We start from the raw sequence: 26,275 nt of genomic DNA, 5'->3' as shown, positions 1-26,275 counted from the left end.
CCATGCCGGGAAGATGAAAATAAAAACCCTCTATTAAATAGAGGGTTATCAGTTAACCACGAGGCTTGATAAGCGACATTGTCGGACAATGTTCCGAATGCGACATTGGCGCGGGATGCCGGCGGCGGCCTCACATCCGCTGCATATTGATATTCATAATCTGAATACGGTACGCCACCTGCCGGGGCGTCATGCCCAACAGCCGGGCCGCCTTGGCCTGCACCCAGCCGGTGCGTTCCAGCGCCGCGATCAGCCGCTGCCGTTCATCCTGAATATTTTCAATACCCGGCTCGTTGCCGCCGGCGGTTAGCGCATCGTTGGTTTTGTTGCCGTTAAACGGCATCAGGGCGTTTTCCCTGTAGTTGAACAGGATCACATCACGGTCGATCAACCCGTCCTCCGCCATCACCGCCGCACGCTCCAGACAGTTCTCCAGTTCGCGCACGTTGCCCGGCCAGTCGTAGTTCATCAGCAGCCGTAGCGCGCCGTCGCTGATATGCAGCGTCCGCCCCTGGCGTTTACTCAGCTTGGTCAGCAGAAACTGCGCCAGATCCTGCACATCCTCAATCCGCTCGCGCAACGGCGGTAAAAATATAGGCATCACGTTCAGACGGTAATAGAGATCCTCGCGGAAATGGCCGGCTCGTACCTCGTCTTCCAGATTACGATTGGTGGCGGCGATAATGCGCACATCCACACGCAGGGTTTCGTCGCCGCCGACCCGCTCCATTTCTCCCTCCTGCAGGATGCGCAACAGCTTGGCCTGAAACGAGGCGCTGCTTTCGCCAATCTCATCGAGAAACAGGGTGCCGCCGTCGGCCAGCTCAAAACGCCCTTTGCGTTGTTTCACCGCGCCGGTGAACGCGCCCTTTTCATGGCCGAAAAGTTCACTTTCCAGCAGCGAATCCGGCAGGGCCGCGCAGTTGAATTTGACAAAAGGCGCGCCGGCGCGCGGGGAGTTGTAGTGAATGGCGTTGGCGATCATCTCTTTGCCGGTGCCGCTCTCGCCGCGGATCAACACCGTGGTCTCCCAGCGCGATACCTGACGCATCATGTCGAAAATGTGCCGCATCGGCAGGCTTTTACCCACGATGTTGTCAAAGCCGTACTGCTGCTGCACCTTTCTGCGCAAACTATCGCGCTCGGTGCGCAGCGCCTCGCTTTCCCCATTGGCATGGCCGACCAGACGGACGGTTTGCGCTATCAGGTTGGCGACCATTTCCAGAAAACGGGTGCTTGAAGGCAGGCGGTCTTCATGCAGTTCCATCGGCTGCGCGGCCAAGACCCCCAATGGCATCTCATCCGGTCCCGGAATGGGCACGCAGATAAAAGGCAGCGCGTAGTCATACAGATTAAGGCGATCCAGAAAACGCGGATCGTCCGATACCCGGGGTAAAACCAGCGAGGCCCGCTGGCTCATCACCGAACCTAAAATGCCCTCGCCGACCCGGTAGCGCACGCCCCGCCCTCCTTTGATCACCTGGGTGTCCGCCCCTTGCAGCGCCTCGATAAATAACGACGCGCGATCTTTATCAAACAGGCACACCATGCCGTACTGCATAAAGGCATGGTCGTGCAGCGCCTGAATCATCGCCTCCAGCGTATGCTGCAAATCCAGTGAATGGCTGAGCGCCACGCTGATTTTATGCAGCGCGACGACCTGTTGTTGCAGGTCCAGGCGGCGGGCCACCCGTTCTGTCGTCGGAAAATGAGCCATTTTTTCATCCCCTCGGAGTGTCGGTATCGGTGAGGCATAAACCATCGAACGGCAGGGCGAGCATCATCCTGGTTGCACCGGATGAGATGTTCTCGATATTGACCGTGCCGCCCAGCTGCGACGCGATCATCTGAATCAGGCGCAACTCCATGCACTGCCCGGTAGCCAGGATTTCCATCATCGGGTGCGGCGCATTCCGTGCCGCCAGCGGCAGATTATCAGCGACGGAAAAACAGATGCGCCGGCATTGTCGGGCGGCGCGGATCTCAATCACCGTCTCGACCTCCGCGCTTGCCGACAGCGCCAGGCAGCGATCGAGCCACAGGCTGAGCGCGGTCAGGATCAGCGTTCGCTGGCCGCGCAGCGTTAAATCCGCCGAGGAGCACGACCAGACCAGTTTGCCGATCTTGCCGATGCGGTACTGATAGAGCTCCGCCAGATCCGCCAGCATCGCGGGCACCGGCCAGCTGTCCGGCGGCTCATGATGCATGGAAGGACGGCATGCCGTCAGACGGGCTATCGCCTCTTTGCCCTCATTCCACGCCGCGCGCAGCGCGACGCTGTCGGCATCGGGGTTCAGGCGCAGCGCGGCGGACAGCATATTTAACGGGCAACTGAGCTGGATCAGCGCCGCGTCCAGCGTTTCGCGGATAGCCGCCATCATCTTATTGACGTTAATCAGGCGTTCGAGCTGTGCGCGCCGATCCTGGTTGATCTGCCGCTGCTGCTCGGTGCAGTCCACAATCACCACCAATTGCCGCGGCGGCGCGCTGTCGGTGAAATAGAGGCTGGCCTCTTCGTTAACGGCGTGCAGCGGCCAGCAACTGACCGAAAACCAACGCTGCGCGCCGCGAATGGTCAGCGGCAGCAAGGCGTCCGGCGCCGCACGGTTTAACCCGTCCAGCAATACCAGCGGTTCCCGACCCTCGCAGTCGGCGCTGAGGGTTTTATAGGCCAGATTATCCATCACGATTTTTTGCTGACCGTCTACCACCACCACGGCGGCCGGAATATTGTTCAGCACGGCGGAGATCAGCGTCATCTGGTTACGCACCCGCTGCGCCAGCGCGTAGCGTTCGCTGATATCCTTATGCATTCCGAGATAGTGTTCGATTTCACCCTGCGCGTTGACGATGGGGGAAATGGTGATTTCCGCCAGGTAAAGCGATGAATCCCGGCGCCGGTTTATCAACTGGCCGCTCCAGGCGGTACCGGCGGTTATCGTTTCCCACATCGACTGATAAACCGATTCCGGCGTCTGATTGCTGGAAAGCAGATTGTGATTGGCGCCGATCAGCGTTTGCCGCGTATAGCCGCTCAGCGCGCAGAATGCCGGATTGACGTAAACGATGTTCGCCTGCGGATCGGTAATCGAAATAGCGACCGAAGACTGTTCCACGGCGGTGTGAAACACCGCCGCATGCAGCCCCTTTCCCCCCCAGGATGATGTAATCAGCTGTACATCATCCAAAACCAATGATGAACTCATCCTGGCTCCTCCGGTTTGCATTGCGGATTCTGTCGGCTTCATGACAAATTGTCAGATTGCGGGACAGCCGTCGAACGACACGAAATAACCATAAAAAATGTGCAAGATTCATTCCCTATGGATAAAAAAACGCCGAAACCTTGATCTTGATAGGGGTTTTGGCCCTGATAAGCGGGTTTGTCGCTGTCTGTGACCGCAATCACATCTCCTGGATTTTCCCCTCTGCGCATTTTTGGCGCAGGGAATTGCCTTCTTATCGGGCATTAATTGAGCTGAATAAACTGGCATGGCTTTCGCAATACCCTTGGTGGCTATCATGACGCCGGGGGGGATAAATGAAAGAGATACTGCTAATCATGTTGACCAATATTCTGGTCAATAACGTCGTGCTGGCGCGCTTCCTGGGGCTGTGCTCCTTTATGGGCGTCACCAATCAGGTTCACGCCGCCGTCGGCATATCCATCGCCACCACCGCGGTCATTACGCTGGCCGCCGGGCTGAGCTGGATGGTCGAATCCTGGATCCTGATACCGCTCGATCTGGAATACCTGCGTCTGCTGTCGGTGATTCTGGTGATCGCCTCGCTGGTGCAGCTGATTGAAATGGTAATGGCGAAATACAGTCCGGCGCTCTACCGCACGCTGGGGATCTTTCTTCCGCTGATTACCACCAACTGCGCCGTGCTCGGCGTGGCGCTGCTGATACTGCAGGAGCATCTCGGTTTCACCCACAGCGTGCTGTTTGGCTTTAGCGCCTCGCTGGGATATTCGCTGGTGATGGTCATCTTCGCCGGTTTGCGCGAGCGGCAGGCCAGCGCCTTGCCGCCGCTGCTGTTTAAAGGCACCCCGCTCAACTTTATTACCGCCAGCATTCTGGCGCTGGCCTTTACCGGCTTCGCCGGTTTGTCATCATAGGGAGACGGCGATGATTTTACTGGTACTTTCCCTGCTCGCCATCCCGTTTATTTCCGCGATAATCGGCGCGCTGCTGGGCTATGCCGCCATCTACCTGAAAGTCGAAAGCGACCCGATGGTGGAAAGCATTGTGGCGCTGCTGCCGAGCGGACAGTGCGGTCAATGCGGCTATCCCGGTTGCCGTCAGGCCGCCGTCGCCATGGCCGGCGGCGAAGCGGCCGTCACCATCTGCTCGCCCGGCGGAACCCGGGTCGCCCGGCGCATCGCCGCGCTGATGGGGATCAATCTGGATGATAACGCCGCCCAAGGGCCGATGGTGGCGGCGATCGCCGCGCCGGGCTGTGACGGCTGCGGCCGCTGTTTAAAACAGTGCGCGTTTGACGCCATCGTCGGGGCTACCCGTCAGTTGCACGGCGTACTCAGCGAAGACTGCACCGGGTGCGGCGCCTGCCTGAGCGCCTGCCCTAATAGCTGTATCACTCTCTACGCCGATCCCCATCTCACTCCCGCGGTCGTCAAACCGGGTTTACCTTTACGCCAGGAGCCGGATTATGCTTAAAGCCCTCACCACGCCGCACGGCGGCATTCGGCCTTATAGCCACAAATCGTTAACCCGTCAGCTGGCCATCCGTACCCTCGAAACGCCGGACAGGCTTACCCTGCCGTTACGCCAGCATACCGGCGCCCCTGCGCTTCCCGAGGTAAAAGTTGGTGACACCGTCACCTGTGGCCAGCTGCTGGCCCGGCCGTTCGGCCGCATGTCCGCGCCGCTGCACAGCCCGGCGCAGGGTATGGTGACCGAGGTGGTTCCCGGCGAGTCCGGTTATATCCGCTTGCGCGTGTTGCCCTCCTCCGTGCAGGCGGTACGGCTTGAGCCCCCGGAGGCCCCGCCCGCGGAGCAGATGCTGTCGCTGATCGCCCAGGCCGGCATCGTGGGAATGGGCGGCGCGATGTTCCCGGCGGCGGATAAAATCCGTCTGGCCATGCGCCATAAAATCGACTATCTCATCATCAACGGCGGCGAGTGCGAGCCTTATATTACCGCCGACGAGCGCATGATGCAGGAGCAGGCCGAATTCCTGATCGGCGGCATCCGCTATTTACAACAGCTGACCAGTGCCCGGCACGTCTATATCGGCATTGAAGACAATAAAAGCGAGGCGATCCGGCGTCTTGACGGCTTGTGTCAGGATGAGGAGGCGATGGACGTGGTCGCCCTGCCGTCGCTCTACCCGATGGGGTCGGCCAAGCAGCTGATTGAAGCGGTGACCGGCCGGCAAATTCCGCACGACAAACGATCGCCGGAAATGGGCGTGCTGGTGCAGAACGTCGGCACCTGCATCGCCATTTTCCACGCCATTCGCTTTCGTCAGCCGCTGACCCACCGGGTGATCACCGTCAGCGGCCGGGCGATTGAACGGCCAGGCAACCTGCTGGTGCCCATCGGCACGCCGATAAACGCCATTATCTCCGCCTGCGGCGGCATGAAAAGCACCCCCGCCAGAATCATTCTGGGCGGGCCGATGATGGGGCGGGCGACGACCGACCTCAACGCGCCGATCACCAAAGGCACCAGCGGCCTGCTGCTGCTGACCGAAGATGAAATCCCCCAGCCTCACGCCAGCGCCTGCCTGCGCTGCGGCCGCTGCGTCGATGCCTGTCCGATGGGCTTGGCCCCGCTGGCCATGCTGGCGGAGCTGAAAATGGATGCGTTGAATAACGCCCGGGATCTGGGGCTGAACAGCTGTCTGCTGTGCGGTTCCTGCTCATGGGTTTGCCCGGCGGTGCTGCCGTTGACGCAGTTCTTCGACTGGGGACAGCAGCAGCTAAGGCTGGAACGGCGCCAGGAGCAAAAAATAGCGCGCGCCGGCGCCAACAGTCTCCGCCGGCAGGCGCGCCTCGCCCGCGAAGCGGCGGAAAAGGCGGCGGCGAAAGCCGCCAGGCCGTCGCGCCGCCGTGCTGCGCCAACTACCCCGCTGGAGGATCCCGCATGCTGACCTCACCCCACGTGCATCAGGGGCTCAGTACCCAAAACCTGATGTATAAAGTCAATCTGGCGCTGCTGCCGGTGGTGCTGCTGGGCATCATCCAGTTCGGCGCCCCGGCGCTGATGCTGATGTTCGCCAGCGTTGTTACCGCCCTGCTGTGTGAAGCGCTGTGCCTGCGGATGCATCCGCTTGCTCTCGGCCATGTCTTTGACGGCAGCGCGCTGCTGACCGCGCTGCTGTTTACCCTCAGCCTGCCGCCCCATGCCCCGCTGTGGCTGGGGGCGCTGGGTTCCGCCATCGCCATCCTGCTGGGTAAGCATATCTATGGCGGGCTCGGTCAGAATCTGTTTAACCCCGCCATGCTGGCGCGCGTCGTGGTGCTGATCTCCTTTCCGGTGCAAATGACCCATTGGGTCGTTCCCAGCGAGTTCTGGCACGGCGCGGTCTATTCCCTGCATACCGACGGCGCTACCGGCGCCACCCTGCTGGGCGCGTTCCGCGAACGTCTCCAGGCCGATTTTTCATGGCAAAACGCCCTGCTCGGCACCCATAACGGCAGCTTTGGCGAAACGTCCACCCTGCTGCTGGCGCTGGGCGGGCTGTGGTTGTTGCAGCAGCGGGTTTTCAGCTGGCATGCGCCGGTCGCCATGCTGGTCGGCTGCCTGTTTCCCGGTCTGGTGCAATGGCTTATCGCGCCGGAGACGATTTTGCCGCCGATGGCGCAACTCACCACCGGCGGGCTGATGCTGGGGGCGGTTTTTATTATCACCGACCCGGTGACCGGCCCCGGCAGCCCGCGCGGCCGCCTGTATTATGGCGCGCTGGCCGGCCTGCTGGTCTGGGCCATCCGCAGCTTCGGCAATTATCCCGAAGGGGTCGCCTTCGCGGTGCTGCTGGTTAACGCGGTGACGCCGTTGATCGATAGCTGGACCCGGCCGCGTGCCTACGGCTACCAAACGCAGAAGGAGAAATGACATGGCCTCTGCCTTTTACCGCGGGCTGAACTGGCCGCCGCGCAGCCACCCGCTGAACCTGAGTTTGCTGCTTGGCGCCTTTACCCTGTTGATCAGCCTGATGATCGGCGGCGTCTGGTGGGCAACCTATCACGAAATCGAGCTGCGCCATCAGGAAGACACCCAGCGTCAGCTGGCGGCCGTCTTCCCGCCGGCGCTGCACGATAATGCGCTCGGCGGCAGCGAGGTCACGCTGACGCTGGCGGGGGAGCCGGTACGGATTTACCGCGCCACGCTGCAAGGCCGACCCAGCGGCGTGGTGATGTTCGGCGCCGAAAGAGGCTACAGCGGGGTGATTTCCCTGTTGATTGGCATTAATGCCGCCGGCGAACTCACCGGCGTGCGCACCATTTCCCATACCGAAACGCCGGGGCTGGGAGACAAAATCGAACTTGGCCACGGCGACTGGATCCTGGGCTTTAACGGTAAATCGCTGCAAAACACCACCGAGAAACAGTGGCATGTCAAAAAGGACGGCGGCGACTTTGACGCCTTTACCGGCGCCACCATCACCCCGCGCGCCGTGGTAAAAAGCGTTCACCAGACGCTTCTGCTGTTTCAGCGCCACCGGGCCGAATTGCTTGGCTTGACGGAGGAAAAAACCAATGAGTGACATTACCGCGACCGCGCCGGCGGAGCGCCCCGCCTACCGGGATATTCTGGTCAGCGGCATCTGGACCAACAATATCACCTACGTACAGATCCTCGGGCTGTGTCCGCTGATGGCGGTAACGACCACCGCGACCAACGGCTTCGGCATGGGGCTGATGACCACCGCGGTGCTGGCGGGGGCGAATCTGCTGGTGTCGCTGCTGCGTCATATCACCCCGCACCAGATCCGCATTCCGGTTTATATCCTGATCATTTCCAGCCTGGTGACACTGCTCGATCTGTCGATGAATGCCTGGATGCACGATCTGCACAAAATACTCGGGCTGTTTATCCCGCTGATTGTGGCGAACTGCGCCCTGCTCGGCCGGGCAGAATCCTTTGCCGCCCATAACCCGCCGTTCGCCGCCACGCTGGACGGCATGGCGACGGGGTTGGGCTTTACCCTCGGGGTGACCTCGATGGGCGCCATCCGCGAAATCATCGGCAGCGGCACGCTGTTCAGCGGAGCGGAACAGCTGCTGGGGCCGGCATTCCATTTTCTGGAAATACACCTGCTGCCGGACTATGACGGTTTTCTGCTGATGCTATTGCCGCCGGGCGGTTTTGTGGTGATGGGACTGGTGCTGGCGGCGATCCGCGGCGCCAAAGTGCTGCGCTACGGCCGCGACGTATTGAAGAAAGAATCGTCGGGTTCTGGCTGCGGCGCCGGATGCGGAGGCTGCCACGGATGAAATTCACCATCGCCCACGCCAACGGTTACCAGAGCCGCTGCATCGACATGGAGATGCCGGAGCCCGTCACGCTGCGAGAGGCTTTTCTGGCCTCGCCGCTGCCGGCCCTGTACCCCTGTCTGGACCCGGATGTGCACCGGATGGGGATTTACGGCCGCCTTTGTTCCCCGGACAGCGAAGTCCGCGAAGGCGATCGGGTGGAAATCTATCTGCCGATTGAACGCGCCCCCGCGTCGGCGGACGATGACGATGAGTAATGTAACCGCCCTTTTTCGGACGTCCTTTTAAGGAGAATGTGAACCATGAGCACTATCGGCATTTTTTTCGGTACCGACACTGGTAAAACCCGCAAGGTCGCCAAGCTTATCAAGCAGAAGCTGGGCGAACAGGCCGCCGACCCGGTGAATATCAACCGCGCCTCGCTCGACGATCTGCTGGCCTACGATATCCTGATCCTCGGCACCCCCACCCTGGGCGACGGGCAGCTTCCCGGCCTGGACGCGGAGTGCGTGAGCGAGTCATGGGCGGAATTCGCCGATGAGCTGGCGAACGCCGATCTGAGCGGCAAAACCGTCGCCCTGTTCGGGCTCGGCGATCAGGAGAGCTATCCCGATGCCTTTGTCAGCGCCTTGGGCGAGCTGTATGACATCGTCAGCGAGACCGGCGCCAATATCATCGGCGCCTGGCCGGCCGAGGGCTATACCTTTGCCGACTCCGCGGCGTTGGAAAGCGGCAGCTTCGTCGGGCTGGTATTGGATCAGGATAATCAGCAGGATTTAACGGAAGAACGCGTTACGCGGTGGGTTAGCCAGCTTCAGGCTGAATTTTGATATGGGAAAATGGTGTTCACGATCAGATTAACGGCGTATCTGCTTACCACCACCGGCATTCCCGCCGCTACTCCGGCACTCCCTGCGAATACCACCAACCGTTATCCCCTACGGCGCCTCCAATCGGTCATCCCCGCGGTAGTAAGCGGGGATCTGCTTTCGCTACGGCTCGGTGTTGCTGAGATACCTCCTCGCGAAGGCGGGGACCTGCGGGCATGACGGGAGTGAGAGTCAGCCGGAAGAAAGTGACTTGACGACAGATGCTTAACACAGTATCTGCGGTAGTAGGCGGGAATCTCCTGCTGAAAGCGTGAACAGCCACTGGCGCTGATACTGTTGGCGGCGCTTTTCCCGCCACTGCCGGCGGATTTGCGCCAATGCTTCCGCTTTGGGCAGTTCACTTGCAGGTCGGATTTCCTCGCACCATAAAACGTGCAGCCCCATCGGGCTTTCCACTACCGGACTGACGTCATTCGCCGCCAGGGAAAATAATTGGCTATCCAGCGCCGGATACAGCATACCCCGGCTCACCCAGCCGATTTTCCCGCCTTCCAGCGCCGTCGGACATTCCGAGAAGCGCCCGGCCAGCCGGGGAAAGCGCCGCGGGTCGGTCTGCAGGCGGCGGCGCAGCGTGGCGATGCGCCCGGTAACCGTTACCCTGTCACAATCGGCCTGCGTATCGTCAATCACCAGCAGTAAATGGTGCGCCAGCCGTTGCTCCGGGCGTTGAAATCGATGGGCGTTATGGCGATACCACGCATCGATTTCCCGCTCGCTTACCTCTGGCGCCTGGTCGGCCACATTTTCCAGCATGGCGGTAAGCAGGGTTTCATGGACCAGGGCCTGCGACAGGCCGACGGCATCAATGCCCTCGCGTTGCAAGGCGTTTTGCCAGTCCTGTTCGTCAGCGAAATAGCTACGCAGCAGATACTGCGCGTCGCCGCTATTTTGCCGCGGCGCGTCAATTCCCTGCCGTTGCGCCCGGTCGCGGATAGCGGCTTCCAGCCGCCATTGCCGTGCGACCTGTCCGGCGAACGCCGCCCGTTGTTCGGGCGTTTGCCGCCACGGCAGACACTGGTAAAGCGATAAGGAGAGCTTGAGCCGGGAATAACGCTGCCACATGGTCGGCACATCGACATTACAGGTCGTCACGATCGATCGCCTCCAGAGCATGTTCCGGCACCTGCAGCAACGTACCGCCGAACAGCACGATAAACTGCATCGGCTGCATGTCGCGTTCCACGCCCATTATCTGACCGACATCCCCGGCCTGCACCCGGATATGGCGGTCGGTGGCCAGGATCATGGCGGCGGCTACCCAGTCGCCGTATTGAAACGCCCCGTCGACCCAGGGGGCCGCGGCCGGTATCAGTTCGTGCTCGCGGCAGCCCACAATGCGATCGCTATCCAGAAAATGGACCTGGTAGATAATATTGTCCTGCAAAAACGTGCCCCACTCGCGCACATAGCCGACCGCGCCACGGCGCACCAGTTGCTCGCCGCGCGCCATAGCCGGAAAAGTACCGTCATTGCGCAGGGTGCGGATCGCCCGTACCGCTTCGCCAAACGCAAAACGCGGCTTCATTCGTTTTCTCCTTCATCCAGCAGCAGCCAGGGGATAAAACAGCGGGCGCTGCGCTGATAGACTTTCAGCGGCGAACGTTCCCGCAGTTCGCCGCCGACAACGTGGCGGTAGCTTTCGAGCAGCATCGCGCGTACCTGTTGCAGCCGGAATTGCTGACGCTGCCGCGGCGCGAGCGGCGGCTCATCAAGGGATTGATAGCGCCGCAGGCGCAGGTTGAAAGCGTGCAGGATATGCAGATGTTTAACCCGTACGCTGCGTTCATCAAACGGAATGGCGAAAAAGCGCAGGAAGTCTTCGGCGCTTTCCAATTGGCTTACGCCGGGAAGTTGATTAAACCAGTCCATACTTATCCCCTTTAGACCTGAGCAATCCCCAGAAAATAATTAAGTATTGCTTGATAAATCATCTTAGATAACAGAATGCTGTTTTTTAAAGGTTTTCCTTCGCGTAAAAAATCGCGCTGAGGTGGGCGTGACCGCCGGGTGAGCCGCATGGACGCGGCGAAAGCCAGTGCCGCGCCGGGAGCGCGTCAATGGCGGCCCGACCAGCGGTCACGAACGCCGAAGGCATCGCGTAGCGACGCGATTTCCGCGAAAAGCCCGGGGTCACGGGGGGCTGGCGCTTGAGCCCCCCGTGTCGGGCGCGTGCTGCGACGGTCGCAGAAATCGACTGAGGTTAGTGCGCACGAAACCCTCACCGTACTTACAGACATTCCTTTCCCTGATTTGTGGGAATCCCTCAGCCTTCAGACGACGTCAAGCTCCCCGGCCGGTATTTCGCTTATCCCGCGATAAAGACGGTAAAGCTCATCGCCGGTGGGGCTGCGTTTATCGCTTTCGGCAAAAGCGCGCAGCGCCTGCTGAATCAGCGGGATTTGCGCAGCGCTTAGCGGCAGGCCCAGCTGCGAGAACACCGCCTCCAGCGCCCGCCGGCCGGAATGTTTGCCCAATACCAGATGGTGCTCGCGCCCCAGCAGTTGCGGCGCAACGCTCTGATAACTCTCGACCCCCTGCAACAAACCGGCCACGTGCACGCCCGACTCATGGGTGAAGACCCGTTCGCCGACCAGCGGCTGCCGACAAGGGACGCTCTCCCCGGCGGCGCTGGCGACCTGCCGGCACAGGGCGGGCAGTTGCCGGGTATCGATATGGGTGGCGCCCAGCCGCGTGTGCCGCAGCGCCAGCGCCACCTGCTCCAGCGCGGCGTTGCCCGCCCGCTCGCCCAATCCAAGAACGGTGGTGCTGACGTGCGTCGCCCCGGCGCGCACCGCCGCCAGGGTGTTCGCCGTCGCCATGCCGAAATCGTTGTGGGCATGGATCTCCAACTCGCCCGGCCAATAGCGCCGCAGCCGCCGGATCTGCCGCCCGGTCGCAGAGGGGTCGAGCAGTCCCAGGGTATCGGCAAAGCGCAACCGCCCGGCGCCGGCGATGCGGGCGACCTGCGCCACCGCCGCCAAATCCGCCTCGTCGGCGCGTGAGGCGTCCTCACCGCCCACGCAGACCTTAAGCCCCAGCGACAGCGCAAAGGAGATCAGCTCGCCGAGCCGCTGCAACATATCCGGCCACGCCAGGCCGACTTTGTACTGCCGCAAACAGGCGGATACCGGCAGTGAAATATCGACCCAGTCCACTCCCAGCCGCGCCGCCTGCCGGATATCCTGTTCATTCAGCCGACACCAGGCCATCAGGGTGATGTCCGGCAGGCGCTGGCGGATGCGATAAATACGCGCGCGCTCCTCTTCGCCCATGGCGGGAGTGCCGACCTCCAGCTCGGGCACGCCCGCCCGCGCCAGCGATTCGGCAATCGCCAGTTTCTCATCGGCGCTGAACGCCACGCCGGGGCTTTGCTCGCCGTCACGCAGCGTGGTGTCGTTAATGACGATGGTTTTCATCGGCGCAATCTCCCCGGTTAACCCCAGGCGGGGGTGAATTCCCCCGGTTTTCCCTGCTGCCAGTAGGGCGACAGCGCGCGTAGGCGGTCGATCACCGGCGGGATCTGTTCGAGCACGTAGTCGATCTCTTTCTCGCGCGTATAGCGCGACAGCGAAAAACGGATGCTGCCGTGCGCCGCGGTATAGGGGATGCTCATCGCCCGCATCACGTGGGAGGGCTCCAGCGAGCCGGAGGTACAGGCGCTGCCGCTGGAGGCGGCGATCCCCGCCTGATTCAGCATCAGCAGAATGGCCTCCCCTTCGATAAATTCAAAGGCGATATTCAGCGTATTCGGCGTGCGCGGCTGTCCCTCCCCCATCACCCTGGTGCCGGCGATGGTCCGCAGCCCGGCTTCCAGCCGGTCGCGCAGCGGAGCGATGCTGGCCGCCATCATCGGCAGATGGATGGCGGCCAGTTCACTCGCCATGCCCGTGCCGACGATACCGGCGATATTTTCCGTGCCCGCCCGCCGGCCGCGCTCCTGATGCCCGCCGCGCAACAGCGGGCGAAAGCGCGTACCGCGGCGCAGCCACAGGCAGCCGGTGCCCTTCGGTCCGTGAATTTTATGTGCCGAACAGGAGAGCATATCAATTGCCGAATCCGCCATCGCGACCGGCACTTTGCCCAGCGCCTGCACGGCATCGCAGTGAAACAGAATGCCCTGTTCATGGGCTAGCTGCGCCATCCGTTCAACCGGAAACAACACCCCGGTTTCGTTATTCGCCCACATCACACTTACCAGCGCCACGCCGTCGTGCAGCAAGGCGCGGTAGCGATCCAGATCCAGCGCGCCCTGCTGATCTACCTCCAGCCGGTGAATTTTATAGCCCTGCCGTTCCAGGTGCTCGCACACTTCCAGCGTGGCCGGGTGCTCCACCGCGGTGGTGATGATTTCGCGCCGCGCGGGAAAGGCTTCCACCGCGGAAAGAATGGCGGTCGAGGTCGCTTCCGTCGCGCAGGAGGTGAAGATGACTTCACTGTCGTGACGCGCGCCGAGAAAACTGGCGACCTGCTCGCGCGCTTTGGCCAGCGCCCGCCGCGAAGGTTCGCCGAAGTCATGAATCGACGACGGGTTGCCGTACTGATCCCGCAAAAACGGCAGCATGGCTTCCAGCACCATCGGATCCAGGCGGGTGGTGGCATTGTTATCCAGATAGATGGGTTTCACGGGCACGCTCCTTAGCAGTCTGAAGTCTGGAAAATAACCCCGGAGGCGGCGGGCGTATCGGCAACCACGCGGATAAAGTAGCCCAGCCGCTCCAGCAGTTTCTGTTGCAGCCAGCCCAGCGTCATATCCGTCATCATGCAGCCGTTGCAACTGCCGGAGAGGGCTACCCGCACCTCATCGTCCGTCACCCGGATCAGCGTAATGTCGCCCCCGTCCATCTGGATATGCGGCCGCAGTCCGGCAACGATCTCTTCCACCGCCCGCCAGCGTTCGCTTTTCTCTTCCGCCGCCGCGGGCGGGTCATCGTCGGCGGCGGCCAGGATCGCGCTCAGCGCCTGCTCGATTTTTTCATGGCAGGCGGCGCACCCGCCGCCGGCCTTGGTGTAATGGATGACCTCTTCCAGCGTGGTCAGCCCGTTGGTCAGCACCGCGCGTTTGATTTGCCCTTCGTCGACGGCAAAGCATTTGCAGATCAGCGCGCCCTCTTCATGCTCCTCATCCAGGGTTTCGCCGCGATAGTTGGCGATCGCCACCCGCAACGCTTCCTGTCCCATCACCGAGCAGTGCATCTTTTCAGGCGGCAGACCGTCAAGATAATCGGCGATATCCCGGTTGGTGACCCGCGCGGCGGCTTCCAGCGTTTTACCGATAATCAGTTCGGTCAACGCCGATGAGGAGGCAATGGCGCTGCCGCAGCCAAAGGTTTGAAATCCGGCTTCCTGAATCACTTCGCTGGCGGGATCGACCCGCAGCATCAGCCGCAGGGCATCGCCGCAGCTGAGAGAACCGACGTCCCCCACCGCATTAGCCTGTTCGACCACACGGGCGTTGCGCGGATGAAAGAAATGTTCTTTTACCTTTTCGGAATAATTCCACATGCTCTCTTCTCCCGTTGGTTACGACTCGCCGATCTATACCGGTGCCGCCGCGCACGATCCCTCTTCGCAGCGGCATCCCACCGGCTGAAACTCCACCCAGACGCCTTGCGCGTCGGAGCTGATGCGCGCCTGCGCCAGGTGTCGCCAATGCTGTTCGGAGGCCAGCAGCCGCAGCCCGGCGACGTCGCGGCATTCGTCGCCCGGCAGCGCCTGCGCGCGCCATGTCATCCGCAGCGTCCAGCCCCGGCAGGCATCCCCCATCACCACCAACGCCAGACCGGCGGTCGGCTGAGTACGCTGGCGTTGGCGCAGTCTGAGCTGGTTTAGGGTCGTCGTATCGATTTGGATCATGGTTCGGGCTCCGGTATCTGACGCTTATTACTGAGCAAATGTGATGCCAGTCACAAAAAATCTCTTTTATCAGTAAGATAGCGGAAAAAATAGTTGGCGATCTGTGGCATACACGCCGGTAATTGTCGGTTTTGTCGCACAGCCGACAAGCTTCACTCTTCGTCGCACCAGCCGTTTTCCTGCATCATGGCGTCGAAGCGGCCGCGGTCTTTTTTCCGCAACGATTTCTTGATCCCGCCGTCGGCGCACAGCGCCTGCGCATCGGCCAATAGCACCGCTATCGGGGTATTGCGGGCCACGTTCACCGCCCGCACTCCGATCGCCAGCAGCCGCCTGAACGCCGTATCGCCGATGGCCGTGCAGTAGAGGGTGAAACAGCCTTCCACCGCGCTGACACGGCTGGTGAGTTTATCCTCGTTGTGGCCGAGCAAGACGGTGAAGTCGGCCACTTCCAGCAGCTGTACTTCATCACGGCGTATGCCGTAAATCGCCAGACGCGGCGACGAGCCGAAATGCTGATCGACGACGCGCAAATCGACGCTGGCAAACGCAATACGAATAATCCAGCTGCCGACGGAGGGGATCGCCAACTGACGGGTTAAATGTCGCATGGCTTTGTCTCCATAATGGGGTCCTGGGCGGCGGCGCACGGAAAAGCCTGTTTCAGAGGAGAGTGATAAACCGGGAGTTGGCGATGCGCCTGGCGCATGGCGTTCGCCAGCTCAAACAGGGTATCGCGCATTCCGCCATAGCCCTGGCGCAGGCGACGGAACTCGCCGAGGCGATCGAACAGCGGAAAACCGATACGCACCAGCGGCAGGTGGTATTTCTCCGCCAGCGGCGCCGCATGCGAGTTGGCGCACAGCATATCCACCGGGTGACGTTGTAACCTATCGTCCACGTCCTCCAGGTCGCCGATTTGCACCTCGGCCACCGGCAGCGCGGATAAGCCGGGCTGGTTCGCCGGGGCGACCACGCACTCGGGCCGGATCCCCTGGCTGAGGGCGAAGTCCAGCCAGGCGGCCAGCAGATCGCCTTCCGCCGCGATCGCCATCCGCTTGTCCTGGAGCCAGATATGGGTGTCAATCATCGCGTCCTGCAGCTGGCCGCGCTGACGGGCGATCCAGGCGGGCACGTCGCGGCCGGACAGCTGGCGCAGACGCTCGATAAAGGCGTCGCACCGATCCAGCGTCATCAAATGCGGCAGCCAGAGCGACGGCGTATGGCTGCGGCTCTCCAGCAGGCGGGAGGCGCGCTGGAGCGACACGCCGATGGCGATGGTCGACGCGTTCTGCCCCATCTGTTCAAGCAGGCGCAGCGGCGTGCCGCCCTGGGTCGAGGCGGAAAAATCGCCCTCCGCCAGATGGCCGTCCAGCGACCCCGCCAGATCGGGCAAAACGATCGCCTGCAGGCCGAAAGCCTCGACATAGCTGCGGATCTGTTCATGGTCGCCGGGGGTCAGCATATGCCCCAGCAGCAGGTTTACCCGCTTTTTGCGCATCGCGCTGACGTTCGGGGATGGCGGCACGCACTGTTCAATCACGCTTTCCAGCACGGCGGCATAGCCATTTTCCATCGAGCCGTAAAAGTCCGGCGAACTGGCGGCGACCACGGCGACGGCGTGATATTTGGGGTAGGTCTCTCTGAACTGGCGTAAGGCGAAAGCCAGATCCGCCCCCTGGGCCTCCGACAGGCCGGTGCTCAACACCACCATTATCTTCGGGTTATGGCGCTCGCACAGCAAAGCCAGGGCGTCCAGGACGTTATCGTTCGACCCCATAATGGTGGTGACCGGATCCATCGCCGTGGTTTGCAAGGGAATGGGTTCGTGAAAGTGCTGAATAAAAAACACCTTGGCGAAAGCGCTGCACCCTTGGGCGCCATGAACCAGCGGAATACACCCCTCCAGCCCCATGCTTGCCAGAATTGCCCCCAACGGCTGCCCGCTTTTAATCGGGCTGGTGGCCAGCGGTTTCGGCGATTTCAAAATCTGCGCCATTACATTTCTCCTTCCTCAGCTCTGCCAGGGCGCCCGGCGGTTCACCTGCGGCCAGATCGGGCTTTCCAGCGTCAGGCACAGCTGGCGAGCCAGGGCGACAATCCCCTGATATCCGGCGAAAGCGTGTTCCCGTTCCTGATTGATATCCAGAAACGGCAGCCGGGCCTTATAGGCGGTATACATGTTGCGCCCGCCGGCAATCATGATGTCGGCTTGATAGCGATACGCGGTATCCAGCAGCAGTCGGGCGTTGCCGTCTTCCAGCATCACGGCGTTCTCCCCCATCAGTTCGCGGATGCGCGCCTTATCCTCTTCGGTGGATTTCTTGGTGCCGGTGGCCACCACCTCCAGACCCAAATCCTGCAGCGCGGAGACCACCGACCATGACTTCACGCCGCCGGTGTACAGCAGCGCGCGCTTGCCCTGCAGACGCCGGCGATAGGGCTCCAGCGCCAGATCGGCCGCCTGCTCCTGCTGTTGGATAAGTTCTTCGGTTCTGGCCTGTAGATCCTTATCGTTCAGGGCGCCGGCCAGGGCGCGCAGCGAGCTCGACATCTCCCGCAGGCCGTAAAAGCTGCCCTCAAACCAGGGCGTGCCGTAGTGAAGCTCAAGGTGGCGCGCCACGTTGATCAGCGCGCGCGAACACACCAGCATATTGACTTCGGCGCGGTGCAACGTCTGCAGTTCGGCGAAGCGGGCGTCGCCGGAGAGGCTTCCCAGCACGCGGATCCCCAGCCGATCGAGTAACGGCAGCACATGCCAGAACTCGCCGGCGATGTTGTACTCGCCAATCAGACCGATGCTGTGCCCCCGCGTCTGCGGGATGGCGAAATCCGCCGGCCAGGGCGCGGGTTCGCGCCCGCCGATCACCTTTTTCGCCATAATGTCGCCGGCGATGCGGTTGCCCAGGTTTTTGCTGCCGTAAAATCCGGCGGCATCGATGGCGATGACCGGAACCTGATTGACCTGCTCCGCCGCCCGGCACACCGCCTCAATATCGTCCCCCTCCATGGCGGGCACGCAGGTGTTGTAGATAAACACCGCCGCCGGATGGTAGCGCTCGACGATATGGCGCACCGCATGAAACAGCCGCCGCTCGCCGCGCCCCATGATCACATCCTGCTCGCTCATATCGGTGGTGAATCCCAGCCGGTTAATCCGCGGCCCGGAGCTATGGCTGCCGCGGTTATCCCAGGAACTGCCCGCGCAGCCAATCGGGCCGTGCACCAGATGGGCTACGTCCGCAATCGGCAACAGGGTAATTTGCGCGCCGTCAAAGGCGCAGCCGCCCGCCGCCGTACCCGGCTTGGGGGCGCTGCAACCGGATTTCCCGCCGCCATTATGCGCGCAGGCGGGTTGATCCATTAACGCCACGATTTCGCTATTTCTCATTACTCACCTCGGCACGATTAACAGGACTCCATCTATCCACGATGCAATCGGTATGCCATAAGGTAATTATTTGATTTATAGAAACTTTATATTGTCGGCTATGCAACAAAACCAACAATGGCAAGATAAAAACGCTATAGCGCCGACGGCGGCGGAGATAACCGGACAAAATGCTGATTTTTCCGCTAACTATCGGTATCCATTAGCAAGAATGAAACAGAGGACTATGCTTTTATCGTGTTATTTAGCGTAATTAACAGGACAAACTGTCATGCAGGACTATGTAAAAACTCCCTCCGCCGTGGATTCCCAGGGTCTTATTCGCACCCTGACCGATATCGTCGGCAAATCGCATATCCTTACCGATAAACATAAAACGGAACGCTATCGCAAAGGTTTCCGCTCGGGTCAGGGCGAGGCGCTGGCGGTGGTCTTCCCCGCTTCGCTGCTCGAACAGTGGAAAGTGTTTAAAGCCGCCATCGAGGCCGGCCGCATCGTGCTGATGCAGGCGGCCAATACCGGGCTGACGGAAGGCTCCACGCCGAGCGGCGAGGGTTACGACCGTGAAATCGTGATCGTCAATACCCTGCGGCTGGATAAAGTCCAGTTGCTGGACGAAGGACGACAGGTTGTGGCGCTGCCGGGCAGCACCCTGTGGCACCTGGAGCGGGTGCTGAAGCCGCTGGGGCGCGAGCCGCATTCGGTGATCGGCTCTTCCTGCATCGGCGCGTCGGTGGTCGGCGGCATTTGCAACAACTCCGGCGGCTCGCTGGTGCATCGCGGTCCGGCCTATACCGAAATGGCGCTCTACGGCCGGGTCAACGAACAGGGACAGGTGGAGCTGATTAACCATCTGGGGATCAATCTGGGCACGACGCCGGAAGAGATCCTCACCCGGCTGGAGTTGCGGCAATACCGCGCCGAGGACGTCATTCATGACGATCGCCAGGCGTCCGACCACGAATATGCCGAACGTATCCGCGATGTGGACGCGGACACCCCGTCGCGCTTTAATGCCGATGAGCGCCGGCTGTTCGAAGCGGCCGGCTGCGCCGGCAAACTGTCGGTTTTCGCCGTCCGCCTGGATACCTTCGCGGCGCAAAAGTCCCAGCAGGTGTTCTATATCGGCACCAATCAGCCGCAGGTGCTGACCGAGCTGCGCCGCCATATCCTCTCCAGCTTTAAAAACCTGCCGGTGGCGGGGGAATATATGCATCGCAATATGTTCAATATCGCCGAGGTGTACGGTAAAGACACCTTTATCATGATCGACAAGCTGGGCACCGACAAAATGCCCATGTTCTTCAACCTGAAAGGACGCATGGACGCCATTTTCGGCAAAGTGCCCTTTCTGCCGGCGCATTTGGTGGACCGCACCATGCAGATACTCAGCCGCCTGCTTCCTTCCCACCTGCCTGAACGCCTGAAAACCTATCGCAATCGCTTTGAACACCACCTGATGCTGAAGATGGCCGGCGACGGCATCGAAGAGGCGCGCCAGTGGCTGGAACGCTATTTTCGCGACGCCGACGGCGAATTCTTTGTCTGTACGCAGGAAGAAGGCGCCAAAGCCTTTCTGCACCGCTTCGCCGCGGCGGGCGCGGCGATTCGCTATCACGCGGTGCACAGCAACGAGGTGGAAAACATTCTGCCGCTGGATATCGCCCTGCGGCGCAACGACCATGAATGGTTTGAACGCCTGCCGGCGGAATTCGATGAGATGCTGGAACACCGCCTCTATTACGGCCACTTTATGTGTTACGTCTTCCATCAGGATTACATTGTGAAGAAAGGCGTCGACGTGCATAAGCTGAAAGAGAAAATGCTGGCGCTGCTCGACCAGCGCGGCGCGGAGTATCCGGCCGAGCATAACGTCGGCCATCTGTATAAGGCCAAACCCCAGCTAAAAGCGTTCTATCGGAATAACGACCCGACCAATAGCCTGAATCCGGGGATCGGCAAAACCTCGAAACTGAAGAACTGGGGCGGCGACTGCTGCGGCGATGAACACCACTCGGGGCGCTGACGGCTCCCTCAATAAAAATAGTTGTCCTGACAGGCGCACAGCCTGTGTCTGTCAGGAGTAAATAATATATTTTGCATTAATACGAGATCGTCATCACATTTAACGGCCGGTAAAATGTGATCCAGTCGAAATTAACACCCTATTCTCTTGATGTTTTAATTTTGTCCCATCTGCCGGACAGCATTTAGTATGGCCGTTATTTGTTCGGGAATCTATATTCATTATTAGCAAAAGGATGAGAAAACAAACCTATACCAATAATAATTAACATCATATTTGACGCAGAATACAAGGGTTATATTATGCAACCACTTACCTCGCGACAAAACAGATTATTGAAGTATTTGTTACAGCATCAACGCTATGTAACGGTTAAAAATATTGCAACCCATCTGAACATTTCAGAAAAGACCGTACATCGAGATATGCAATTTATTGAAAGCTTTCTTGCCGGTTGGAATATCTACCCAGAGAAAAAAGTCGGCGCGGGAATTCTGTTAATTTCTGATGATGTTAAAAATCTTATTCATCTGGAACAACAGCTTGTCGCGGATGACGGCGGTTCAGACGCGCTGGCCAATAATGCGCGCCGGGTGAAAATCGCCTCGCAGCTGCTCAGCGACACGCCGCTGGATACCTCGATCAGCAAGCTGGCCGAGCGCTACTTCATCAGCAATGCGTCAATCGTCAACGACTTAAAGATTATCGAAAGCTGGATCCGGCCGCTGGGGTTAACCCTGATCCGCAGCCAGAGCGGCACCCATATCGAAGGGAGCGAAAACCAGGTGCGCCTGGCCATGGCCACCCTGATCAATGAGGTGATGAACCACAAAGAGCCGGGCAGCCTTAACCACTCGCGCCTCGATCCCGGCAGTTACCATGCGCTGATTCACTATTTCGGCGAGCCGGACGTCGGCTTCGTCCAGCAACTGTTGCAGGAAATGGAACAGCGGCTCTCTTACCCGCTGGGGGAGCCTTATTATATCAATATTTTCACCCATATATTAATTATGATGCACCGTATGGCGCAGGGTAATTCCCTGCCGCAGGGCGAAGAAACGCACCATAACCAGATTGACCGCCATATATTCAGCATTGCGGAAAATATGATTGAACAAATAGAACAAAGAATTAATAACCGCCTGCCCGATGACGAGGTTTGGTTTATCTATCAGTACATTGTTTCTTCCGGCATTGTGATTGAAGAACATGGCGACCGCTCGGTGGCCAGGCAACAATTATCCAACGGCGAATCACGGCGGGTGACGCTAAAGCTGATTGATATTTTTTCCGCTCTGATAAATATCGATCTGCGGGCGGATACATTATTGTATGACGGCCTGCTGATTCATATTAAGCCGCTGCTTAATCGCCTGAAATACCATATTCGCATCCGCAACCCGCTGCTGGGAGATATAAAAAGCGAGCTGCGGGATATTTATCATATTACCGAACGCGTTACGCAGTTGCTGTGCCAACGCTTTCAACTACCGCCGATCGCCGAAGACGAGGTGGGCTACCTGACGGTACATTTCCAGGCGGCTCTGGAGCGGCAAATCGCCCACCGGCGCATTCTGGTGGTGTGCTCCAGCGGCGTCGGCACTTCGCACCTGCTCAAAAGCCGCATCCTGCGGGCCTTCCCGGACTGGATCATCGTCGGCGTGGTTTCCGCAGGCAGCATGGCGGCGTTTTGCCGCCAGGAAGCGGTGGATCTGGTGATCTCCACCATCCACCAGGAAGAGCGGCAAACCCCTATCGTCTACGTTTCGGCGTTTTTTAATGACGATGACATCAAGCGCGTCACGGAAAAGGTGATTGCCGGTCAATTGCATCAGGCGGTGAATTTACTCCCGGCGGCTGAATATTAGTTCCTTTTAATTGCTTGAGGTGAAGTGGATGGACATTAATAAGATTCTCAATGCCAATCGCGTCAAATTAGCCATGACGGCGCGGAATAAAGAAGAAGTTATTCAGGAACTGACCGAACTGCTGTATCAGGACGGCGCCATTCTCTGCAAAGAGGCCTTTATTCGCGACGTCTGGCTGCGCGAAGCCGAAGGCTCCACCGGTTTTGAAAATCATATCGCCATCCCGCACGGCAAATCCGCCGCGGTGACCCAAACTACGCTGGCCATCGGCCGCACCCGGCAGGACATCCCCTGGGAGACGCTGGACGGCAGCAACGTCCGCTGCATCATTCTTTTCGCCGTGCGCCTGGAAGACCAGAACACCACGCATATCCGCCTGCTGTCTCAGGTTGCCAGCGCGCTGGCCGACGATGAGGTGATTGCCCGACTGCTCAACGAGCCCGACCCGGAAAAAATTATCCAACTGTTCGGCCAGTACGCGGAAACAGACCTCTGCTAATCCGGAAAAGACGAGGAATAACATGAAAATAGTTTGTGTAGCCGCCTGCACGGCAGGCATCGCGCATACCTACATCGCGCGGGAAAAACTTATCAAGGGCGCCAAGGCGCTGAACCACGACATCAAGGTGGAAACCCAGGGCACCATCGGCACGGAAAACGCATTATCCGCGGAGGATATCGCCGCCGCCGACGTGGTGATCCTGGCCACCGACATCAAGATAAAAGGGGAAGAAAGATTCAAAGACAAACCGGTCGTCCGGGTAAAAACCGATGTGGTGATTAAGTCCCCGGTGAAGTTTCTGGAAAAAGTGGCGGGCTCGCTGGCAGGCGCCTGAAGATTAACTTTTCGGGAATAACATTATGAACGACAGCAAAAATAGACTAGGCCAGGAAATAAAGGGGCACCTGCTTACCGGCATTTCCTGGATGATCCCGCTGATCGTCGCCGCCGGTATCTGTATCGCCCTCGGCCAGGTGATTGGCGGCACCAACGTGGCGGAAAAAACCGGCAGCTTCGCCTGGATGCTCAACCAAATCGGCGGCTGGGGCATGGGGCTGATCGTGCCGCTAATCAGCGCGGCCATCGCCTACTCCATCGCCGACCGTCCCGGCTTCGCTCCCGGCCTGATCGTCGGCTTTATCTGCGGGCAGATCCAGACCGGCTTTATCGGCGGCATCCTCGGCGGCTTTCTGGTGGGCTATACCGTACTGCTGCTGCGCCGCTACATCAAACTGCCGGCCTCGATGCAGGGGCTGATGCCGGTGATGATCCTGCCGGTGCTCGGCACCATCATCGCCGGGCTGCTGATGATGACGTTTATCGGCCAGCCCATCGTCTGGCTGCAAAAGGCGCTGATCCACCTGCTGGAATCCATGCAGGGCGGCTCGAAGTTCCTGATGGGCGCGATCCTCGGCGCCATGGCCACCTTCGATTTTGGCGGGCCGGTGAATAAAACCATGTCGCTATTCGCCGACGGCATGCTGGTGGACGGCATCTACGGCCCGGAAGCGGTGAAGTTTGTCGGGTCGATCATCCCGCCGTTCGGCATCACCCTCTCCTTCCTGCTGACGCGCCATAAATACACCAAAGCGGAGAAAGAGGCGCTGAAGGCCGCTTTTCCGATGGGAATCTGCATGATCACCGAAGGGGTGATCCCCATCGCCGCGCGCGATCTGCTGCGCGTCGTCGCCAGCTGCGTGGTCGCCTCGGCCATCGCCGGCGGGCTGATCATGGTTTGGGGAGTGGAAGCGCCGGTGCCGCACGGCGGCATGTTCGTGGTGCCGTTGTTCACCAAACCGCTGATGTTCTGCCTGGCGCTGGGCATCGGCACGGTCATCTGCGGCGTGATGCTGTCGCTGATGAAGAAACGCGTCACGCAGGCGGACGAAGAGTTCGACGACATCGACGACGGCAACGTACGCGACGAAGACATCAAATTCACCCTTGAATAAACAGGAGTGGCTATGTACGCCCCAATGAAAGCCGTTATCGCCGACGCCTATCAGCGGCAGTACGCCGTGCTGGCGATCAACTGTTTCAATCTGGAAACCGCGCGAGCCGCCATCAGCGCCGCCGAGCGGCAGCGGGCGCCGCTGATCCTGAACGTTTACCAGGGGCACAGCGCGCACTTTCCACCTCCGGTAGCGGTGGCGGTGGTCAGCGCGCTGGCGCAGCAGGCCGTAGTACCGGTGGCGCTCAGCCTGGACCACGGCACCGCGTTCGATCTGATCGGCCAGGCATTCCGCGCCGGCTTCAGCGGCCTGATGATCGACGCCTCCAGCCGGCCGCTGGCGGAAAACATCCGCCAGACCCGCCGGGTGGCGCGAATAGCGGCCACCGCGGAGGTGTGCGTGGAAGGCGAACTGGGCCATATCGCCGATGCGCCGGTTTACGATCTGGCCGATGCCGCGGTGAAGATGACGCAGGTGGAAGACGTGCGGCCGTTTATCAGCCAAACCGGCATCGACCTGCTGGCCGTTTCGGTCGGCACCGCGCACGGGCTGTACCCGCCCGACGTAACGCCGCAGATTAACTTCGAGCGCCTGGCCGCGCTGCATGAGGCATCGTCGGTGCCGCTGGCGCTGCACGGCGGCAGCGGTACCCGCGCCGAAGATATCCGCCGCGTCAGCCGGTACGGCGTGGCGAAGATCAACGTCGGCGCGGCGGTGTTCGCCGCCGGCAAAACCGCGCTGCAACAGGTTCTGCAACAGCACCCTGCCAGCGAACTGGCCGAGGTGATGGCGGTAATGGAATCCGCCTGCCGCGACGTAGTGTTGGAATATCTGGGCTGGTCCGGCTCCGCCCAAAAGGCCTAAGCCGCGTTTCACTCGTTCACGCATAACCATCGGCGCGCCGCGCCGGTGCGGGAAAGTTTTACCCCTAATCAGAGACGAAAGGAGAGTAACATGTTGATTTCAATGCACGAAATGCTCAAGCCCACCCGTGAGCACCGTTTCGCCATCGGGGCTTTCAACGTGGCGGACAGCTGCTTTATCCGTGCGGTGGTGGAAGAAGCGGAGTCCACCCATACGCCGGCGATTATTTCCATCCACCCCAGCGAGCTGGAGTTCGTTACCGACGAATTCTTCGCCTACGTGCGCGAACGCACGCTGCGCAGCCCGGTGCCGTTTGTCATCCACCTGGATCATGGCGCGTCGATCGCCCACGTGCTGCGCGCCATCCAGTGCGGCTTCACCTCGGTGATGATCGACGGTTCGCTGTTGCCGTATGAGGAAAACGTGGCGCTGACGCGGGAAGTGGTGGAACTGGCGCACGCGGTGGGGGTTTCCGTTGAAGGCGAGCTGGGCACCATCGGCGATACCGGCACCACCATCGAAGGCGGCGTCACCAAGGTGATCTATACCGAGCCGGCGCAGGCGGAAGACTTCGTCAAACGTACCGGCGTGGATACGCTGGCGGTGGCGATCGGCACCGCGCACGGCATCTACCCGAAGGATATGAAACCGCAACTGCAAATGCACATCCTGCGCGACATCTCCGAGCGGCTGCCGATCCCGCTGGTGCTGCACGGCGGTTCCGCCAACCCGGACGCCGAGATTGCCGAAGCGGTGACGCTGGGAGTAGGCAAAATCAATATTTCCAGCGACATGAAGTACGCCTACTTCCAGAAGGCGCGCGAGATACTAAGCCGGGAAACCTGGTGGGACCCGAACGCCATCTACCCGGAACCCATCAAGGCGGCCAAAGCGGTGATCCGCTACAAAATGGCGCTGTTCGGCTCCACCGGCAAGGCCGGTCTGTACTAAGCGGCGGCCCGCCGC

General features: G+C 60.4%; 27 protein-coding genes. 15 read left to right on the top strand and 12 right to left on the bottom strand.

Features of this window, described 5'->3' with window-relative positions; genetic code table 11:
• Positions 1-130: 130 nt before the first annotated feature.
• The gene (nifA, locus tag DDT56_RS21340) at positions 131-1,717 is read right to left on the bottom strand and encodes a nif-specific transcriptional activator NifA (RefSeq protein ID WP_136168397.1); all 1,587 of its coding nucleotides are present in this window, start codon (positions 1,715-1,717) and stop codon (positions 131-133) included.
• Between the two features lie 4 nt (positions 1,718-1,721).
• Positions 1,722-3,206 (bottom strand): nitrogen fixation negative regulator NifL, encoded by a 1,485-nt coding sequence (gene nifL, locus DDT56_RS21335; RefSeq protein ID WP_136168396.1) that lies wholly within the window; start codon positions 3,204-3,206, stop codon positions 1,722-1,724.
• Between the two features lie 335 nt (positions 3,207-3,541).
• Between nifL and rsxA the strand changes: the two genes are divergently transcribed.
• From rsxA to DDT56_RS21295, 8 genes are read left to right on the top strand one after another with little or no spacing between them, the layout of a single operon-like run.
• Positions 3,542-4,120: an electron transport complex subunit RsxA gene (gene rsxA / locus DDT56_RS21330; RefSeq protein WP_136168395.1), complete on the top strand. Its 579-nt coding sequence runs from the start codon at positions 3,542-3,544 to the stop codon at positions 4,118-4,120.
• 10 nt (positions 4,121-4,130) lie between these two features.
• Entirely contained in the window at positions 4,131-4,679 is a 549-nt protein-coding gene (locus DDT56_RS21325) for an RnfABCDGE type electron transport complex subunit B (protein WP_136168394.1), read from the top strand.
• Positions 4,672-6,117: an electron transport complex subunit RsxC gene (gene rsxC / locus DDT56_RS21320; RefSeq protein WP_136168393.1), complete on the top strand. Its 1,446-nt coding sequence runs from the start codon at positions 4,672-4,674 to the stop codon at positions 6,115-6,117. Before DDT56_RS21325 ends, rsxC begins: the two co-directional genes overlap by 8 nt.
• The gene (locus DDT56_RS21315) at positions 6,111-7,082 is read left to right on the top strand and encodes an RnfABCDGE type electron transport complex subunit D (protein ID WP_136168392.1); all 972 of its coding nucleotides are present in this window, start codon (positions 6,111-6,113) and stop codon (positions 7,080-7,082) included. The genes rsxC and DDT56_RS21315 overlap by 7 nt, the downstream gene beginning before the upstream one ends.
• 1 nt (position 7,083) lies before the next feature.
• On the top strand, positions 7,084-7,734 hold the full coding sequence (gene rsxG / locus DDT56_RS21310) for an electron transport complex subunit RsxG (RefSeq protein ID WP_136168391.1): 651 nt from the start codon (positions 7,084-7,086) through the stop codon (positions 7,732-7,734).
• On the top strand, positions 7,727-8,464 hold the full coding sequence (locus DDT56_RS21305; RefSeq protein ID WP_136168390.1) for an electron transport complex subunit E: 738 nt from the start codon (positions 7,727-7,729) through the stop codon (positions 8,462-8,464). Before rsxG ends, DDT56_RS21305 begins: the two co-directional genes overlap by 8 nt.
• Positions 8,461-8,721 carry an RnfH family protein gene (locus DDT56_RS21300; protein ID WP_136168389.1) on the top strand — a complete coding sequence of 87 codons (261 nt, stop codon included), beginning with the start codon at positions 8,461-8,463 and terminating at the stop codon, positions 8,719-8,721. Before DDT56_RS21305 ends, DDT56_RS21300 begins: the two co-directional genes overlap by 4 nt.
• Before the next feature lie 45 nt (positions 8,722-8,766).
• Positions 8,767-9,294 carry a flavodoxin gene (locus DDT56_RS21295; RefSeq protein WP_136168388.1) on the top strand — a complete coding sequence of 176 codons (528 nt, stop codon included), beginning with the start codon at positions 8,767-8,769 and terminating at the stop codon, positions 9,292-9,294.
• A 264-nt stretch (positions 9,295-9,558) separates the two neighbouring features.
• On the opposite strand, the gene nifM is transcribed toward DDT56_RS21295, so the two are convergent.
• From nifM to nifE, 10 genes are all read right to left on the bottom strand, one after another.
• On the bottom strand, positions 9,559-10,446 hold the full coding sequence (nifM, locus tag DDT56_RS21290) for a nitrogen fixation protein NifM (RefSeq protein ID WP_168197662.1): 888 nt from the start codon (positions 10,444-10,446) through the stop codon (positions 9,559-9,561).
• Positions 10,433-10,879, bottom strand: coding sequence for a nitrogen fixation protein NifZ (locus DDT56_RS21285; protein ID WP_136168386.1), 447 nt, complete (start codon positions 10,877-10,879; stop codon positions 10,433-10,435). Before DDT56_RS21285 ends, nifM begins: the two co-directional genes overlap by 14 nt.
• Complete coding sequence (locus DDT56_RS21280) at positions 10,876-11,223, bottom strand: nitrogenase-stabilizing/protective protein NifW (protein ID WP_136168385.1); 348 nt, start codon at positions 11,221-11,223, stop codon at positions 10,876-10,878. The genes DDT56_RS21285 and DDT56_RS21280 overlap by 4 nt, the downstream gene beginning before the upstream one ends.
• Before the next feature lie 401 nt (positions 11,224-11,624).
• On the bottom strand, positions 11,625-12,770 hold the full coding sequence (nifV, locus tag DDT56_RS21275) for a homocitrate synthase (protein WP_136168384.1): 1,146 nt from the start codon (positions 12,768-12,770) through the stop codon (positions 11,625-11,627).
• A 17-nt stretch (positions 12,771-12,787) separates the two neighbouring features.
• Positions 12,788-13,978, bottom strand: a complete 1,191-nt coding sequence (nifS, locus tag DDT56_RS21270) for a cysteine desulfurase NifS (protein ID WP_136168383.1) — start codon at positions 13,976-13,978, stop codon at positions 12,788-12,790.
• 11 nt (positions 13,979-13,989) lie between these two features.
• Positions 13,990-14,856, bottom strand: coding sequence for a Fe-S cluster assembly protein NifU (gene nifU / locus DDT56_RS21265; protein ID WP_136168382.1), 867 nt, complete (start codon positions 14,854-14,856; stop codon positions 13,990-13,992).
• A gap of 33 nt (positions 14,857-14,889) precedes the next feature.
• Positions 14,890-15,207, bottom strand: a complete 318-nt coding sequence (locus DDT56_RS21260) for a hypothetical protein (RefSeq protein WP_136168381.1) — start codon at positions 15,205-15,207, stop codon at positions 14,890-14,892.
• A gap of 152 nt (positions 15,208-15,359) precedes the next feature.
• Positions 15,360-15,818, bottom strand: a complete 459-nt coding sequence (locus tag DDT56_RS21255; RefSeq protein WP_136168380.1) for a NifB/NifX family molybdenum-iron cluster-binding protein — start codon at positions 15,816-15,818, stop codon at positions 15,360-15,362.
• Positions 15,806-17,206, bottom strand: coding sequence for a nitrogenase iron-molybdenum cofactor biosynthesis protein NifN (gene nifN, locus DDT56_RS21250; protein WP_136168379.1), 1,401 nt, complete (start codon positions 17,204-17,206; stop codon positions 15,806-15,808). The genes DDT56_RS21255 and nifN overlap by 13 nt, the downstream gene beginning before the upstream one ends.
• 15 nt (positions 17,207-17,221) lie before the next feature.
• A complete protein-coding gene (gene nifE / locus DDT56_RS21245) occupies positions 17,222-18,598 on the bottom strand; it encodes a nitrogenase iron-molybdenum cofactor biosynthesis protein NifE (RefSeq protein ID WP_136168378.1) in 1,377 nt (458 codons plus the stop codon).
• 271 nt (positions 18,599-18,869) lie between these two features.
• On the opposite strand from nifE, the gene dld reads away from it, so the two are divergent.
• The 7 genes from dld (at position 18,870) to DDT56_RS21210 (ending at position 26,260) form a co-directional block, all read left to right on the top strand.
• Positions 18,870-20,624 (top strand): D-lactate dehydrogenase, encoded by a 1,755-nt coding sequence (gene dld / locus DDT56_RS21240; protein WP_136168377.1) that lies wholly within the window; start codon positions 18,870-18,872, stop codon positions 20,622-20,624.
• A 302-nt stretch (positions 20,625-20,926) separates the two neighbouring features.
• On the top strand, positions 20,927-22,492 hold the full coding sequence (locus DDT56_RS21235; protein WP_136168376.1) for a BglG family transcription antiterminator: 1,566 nt from the start codon (positions 20,927-20,929) through the stop codon (positions 22,490-22,492).
• 28 nt (positions 22,493-22,520) lie between these two features.
• Complete coding sequence (locus DDT56_RS21230; protein ID WP_136168375.1) at positions 22,521-22,991, top strand: PTS sugar transporter subunit IIA; 471 nt, start codon at positions 22,521-22,523, stop codon at positions 22,989-22,991.
• A gap of 22 nt (positions 22,992-23,013) precedes the next feature.
• A complete protein-coding gene (locus DDT56_RS21225) occupies positions 23,014-23,328 on the top strand; it encodes a PTS fructose transporter subunit IIB (protein WP_009112673.1) in 315 nt (104 codons plus the stop codon).
• A 25-nt stretch (positions 23,329-23,353) separates the two neighbouring features.
• The gene (locus DDT56_RS21220) at positions 23,354-24,445 is read left to right on the top strand and encodes a PTS fructose transporter subunit IIC (protein ID WP_136168374.1); all 1,092 of its coding nucleotides are present in this window, start codon (positions 23,354-23,356) and stop codon (positions 24,443-24,445) included.
• A gap of 12 nt (positions 24,446-24,457) precedes the next feature.
• Positions 24,458-25,309 (top strand): class II fructose-bisphosphate aldolase, encoded by an 852-nt coding sequence (locus DDT56_RS21215; RefSeq protein WP_136168373.1) that lies wholly within the window; start codon positions 24,458-24,460, stop codon positions 25,307-25,309.
• A 90-nt stretch (positions 25,310-25,399) separates the two neighbouring features.
• Positions 25,400-26,260 carry a ketose-bisphosphate aldolase gene (locus DDT56_RS21210; RefSeq protein ID WP_136168372.1) on the top strand — a complete coding sequence of 287 codons (861 nt, stop codon included), beginning with the start codon at positions 25,400-25,402 and terminating at the stop codon, positions 26,258-26,260.
• Positions 26,261-26,275: the final 15 nt, after the last annotated feature.

The sequence above is a fragment of the Brenneria corticis genome (assembly GCF_003115855.1).
Lineage (GTDB): Bacteria > Pseudomonadota > Gammaproteobacteria > Enterobacterales > Enterobacteriaceae > Brenneria > Brenneria corticis.
The sequence above is the reverse complement of the archived record's forward strand: the minus strand, read 5'-3'. Positions and strand labels throughout refer to the sequence as shown.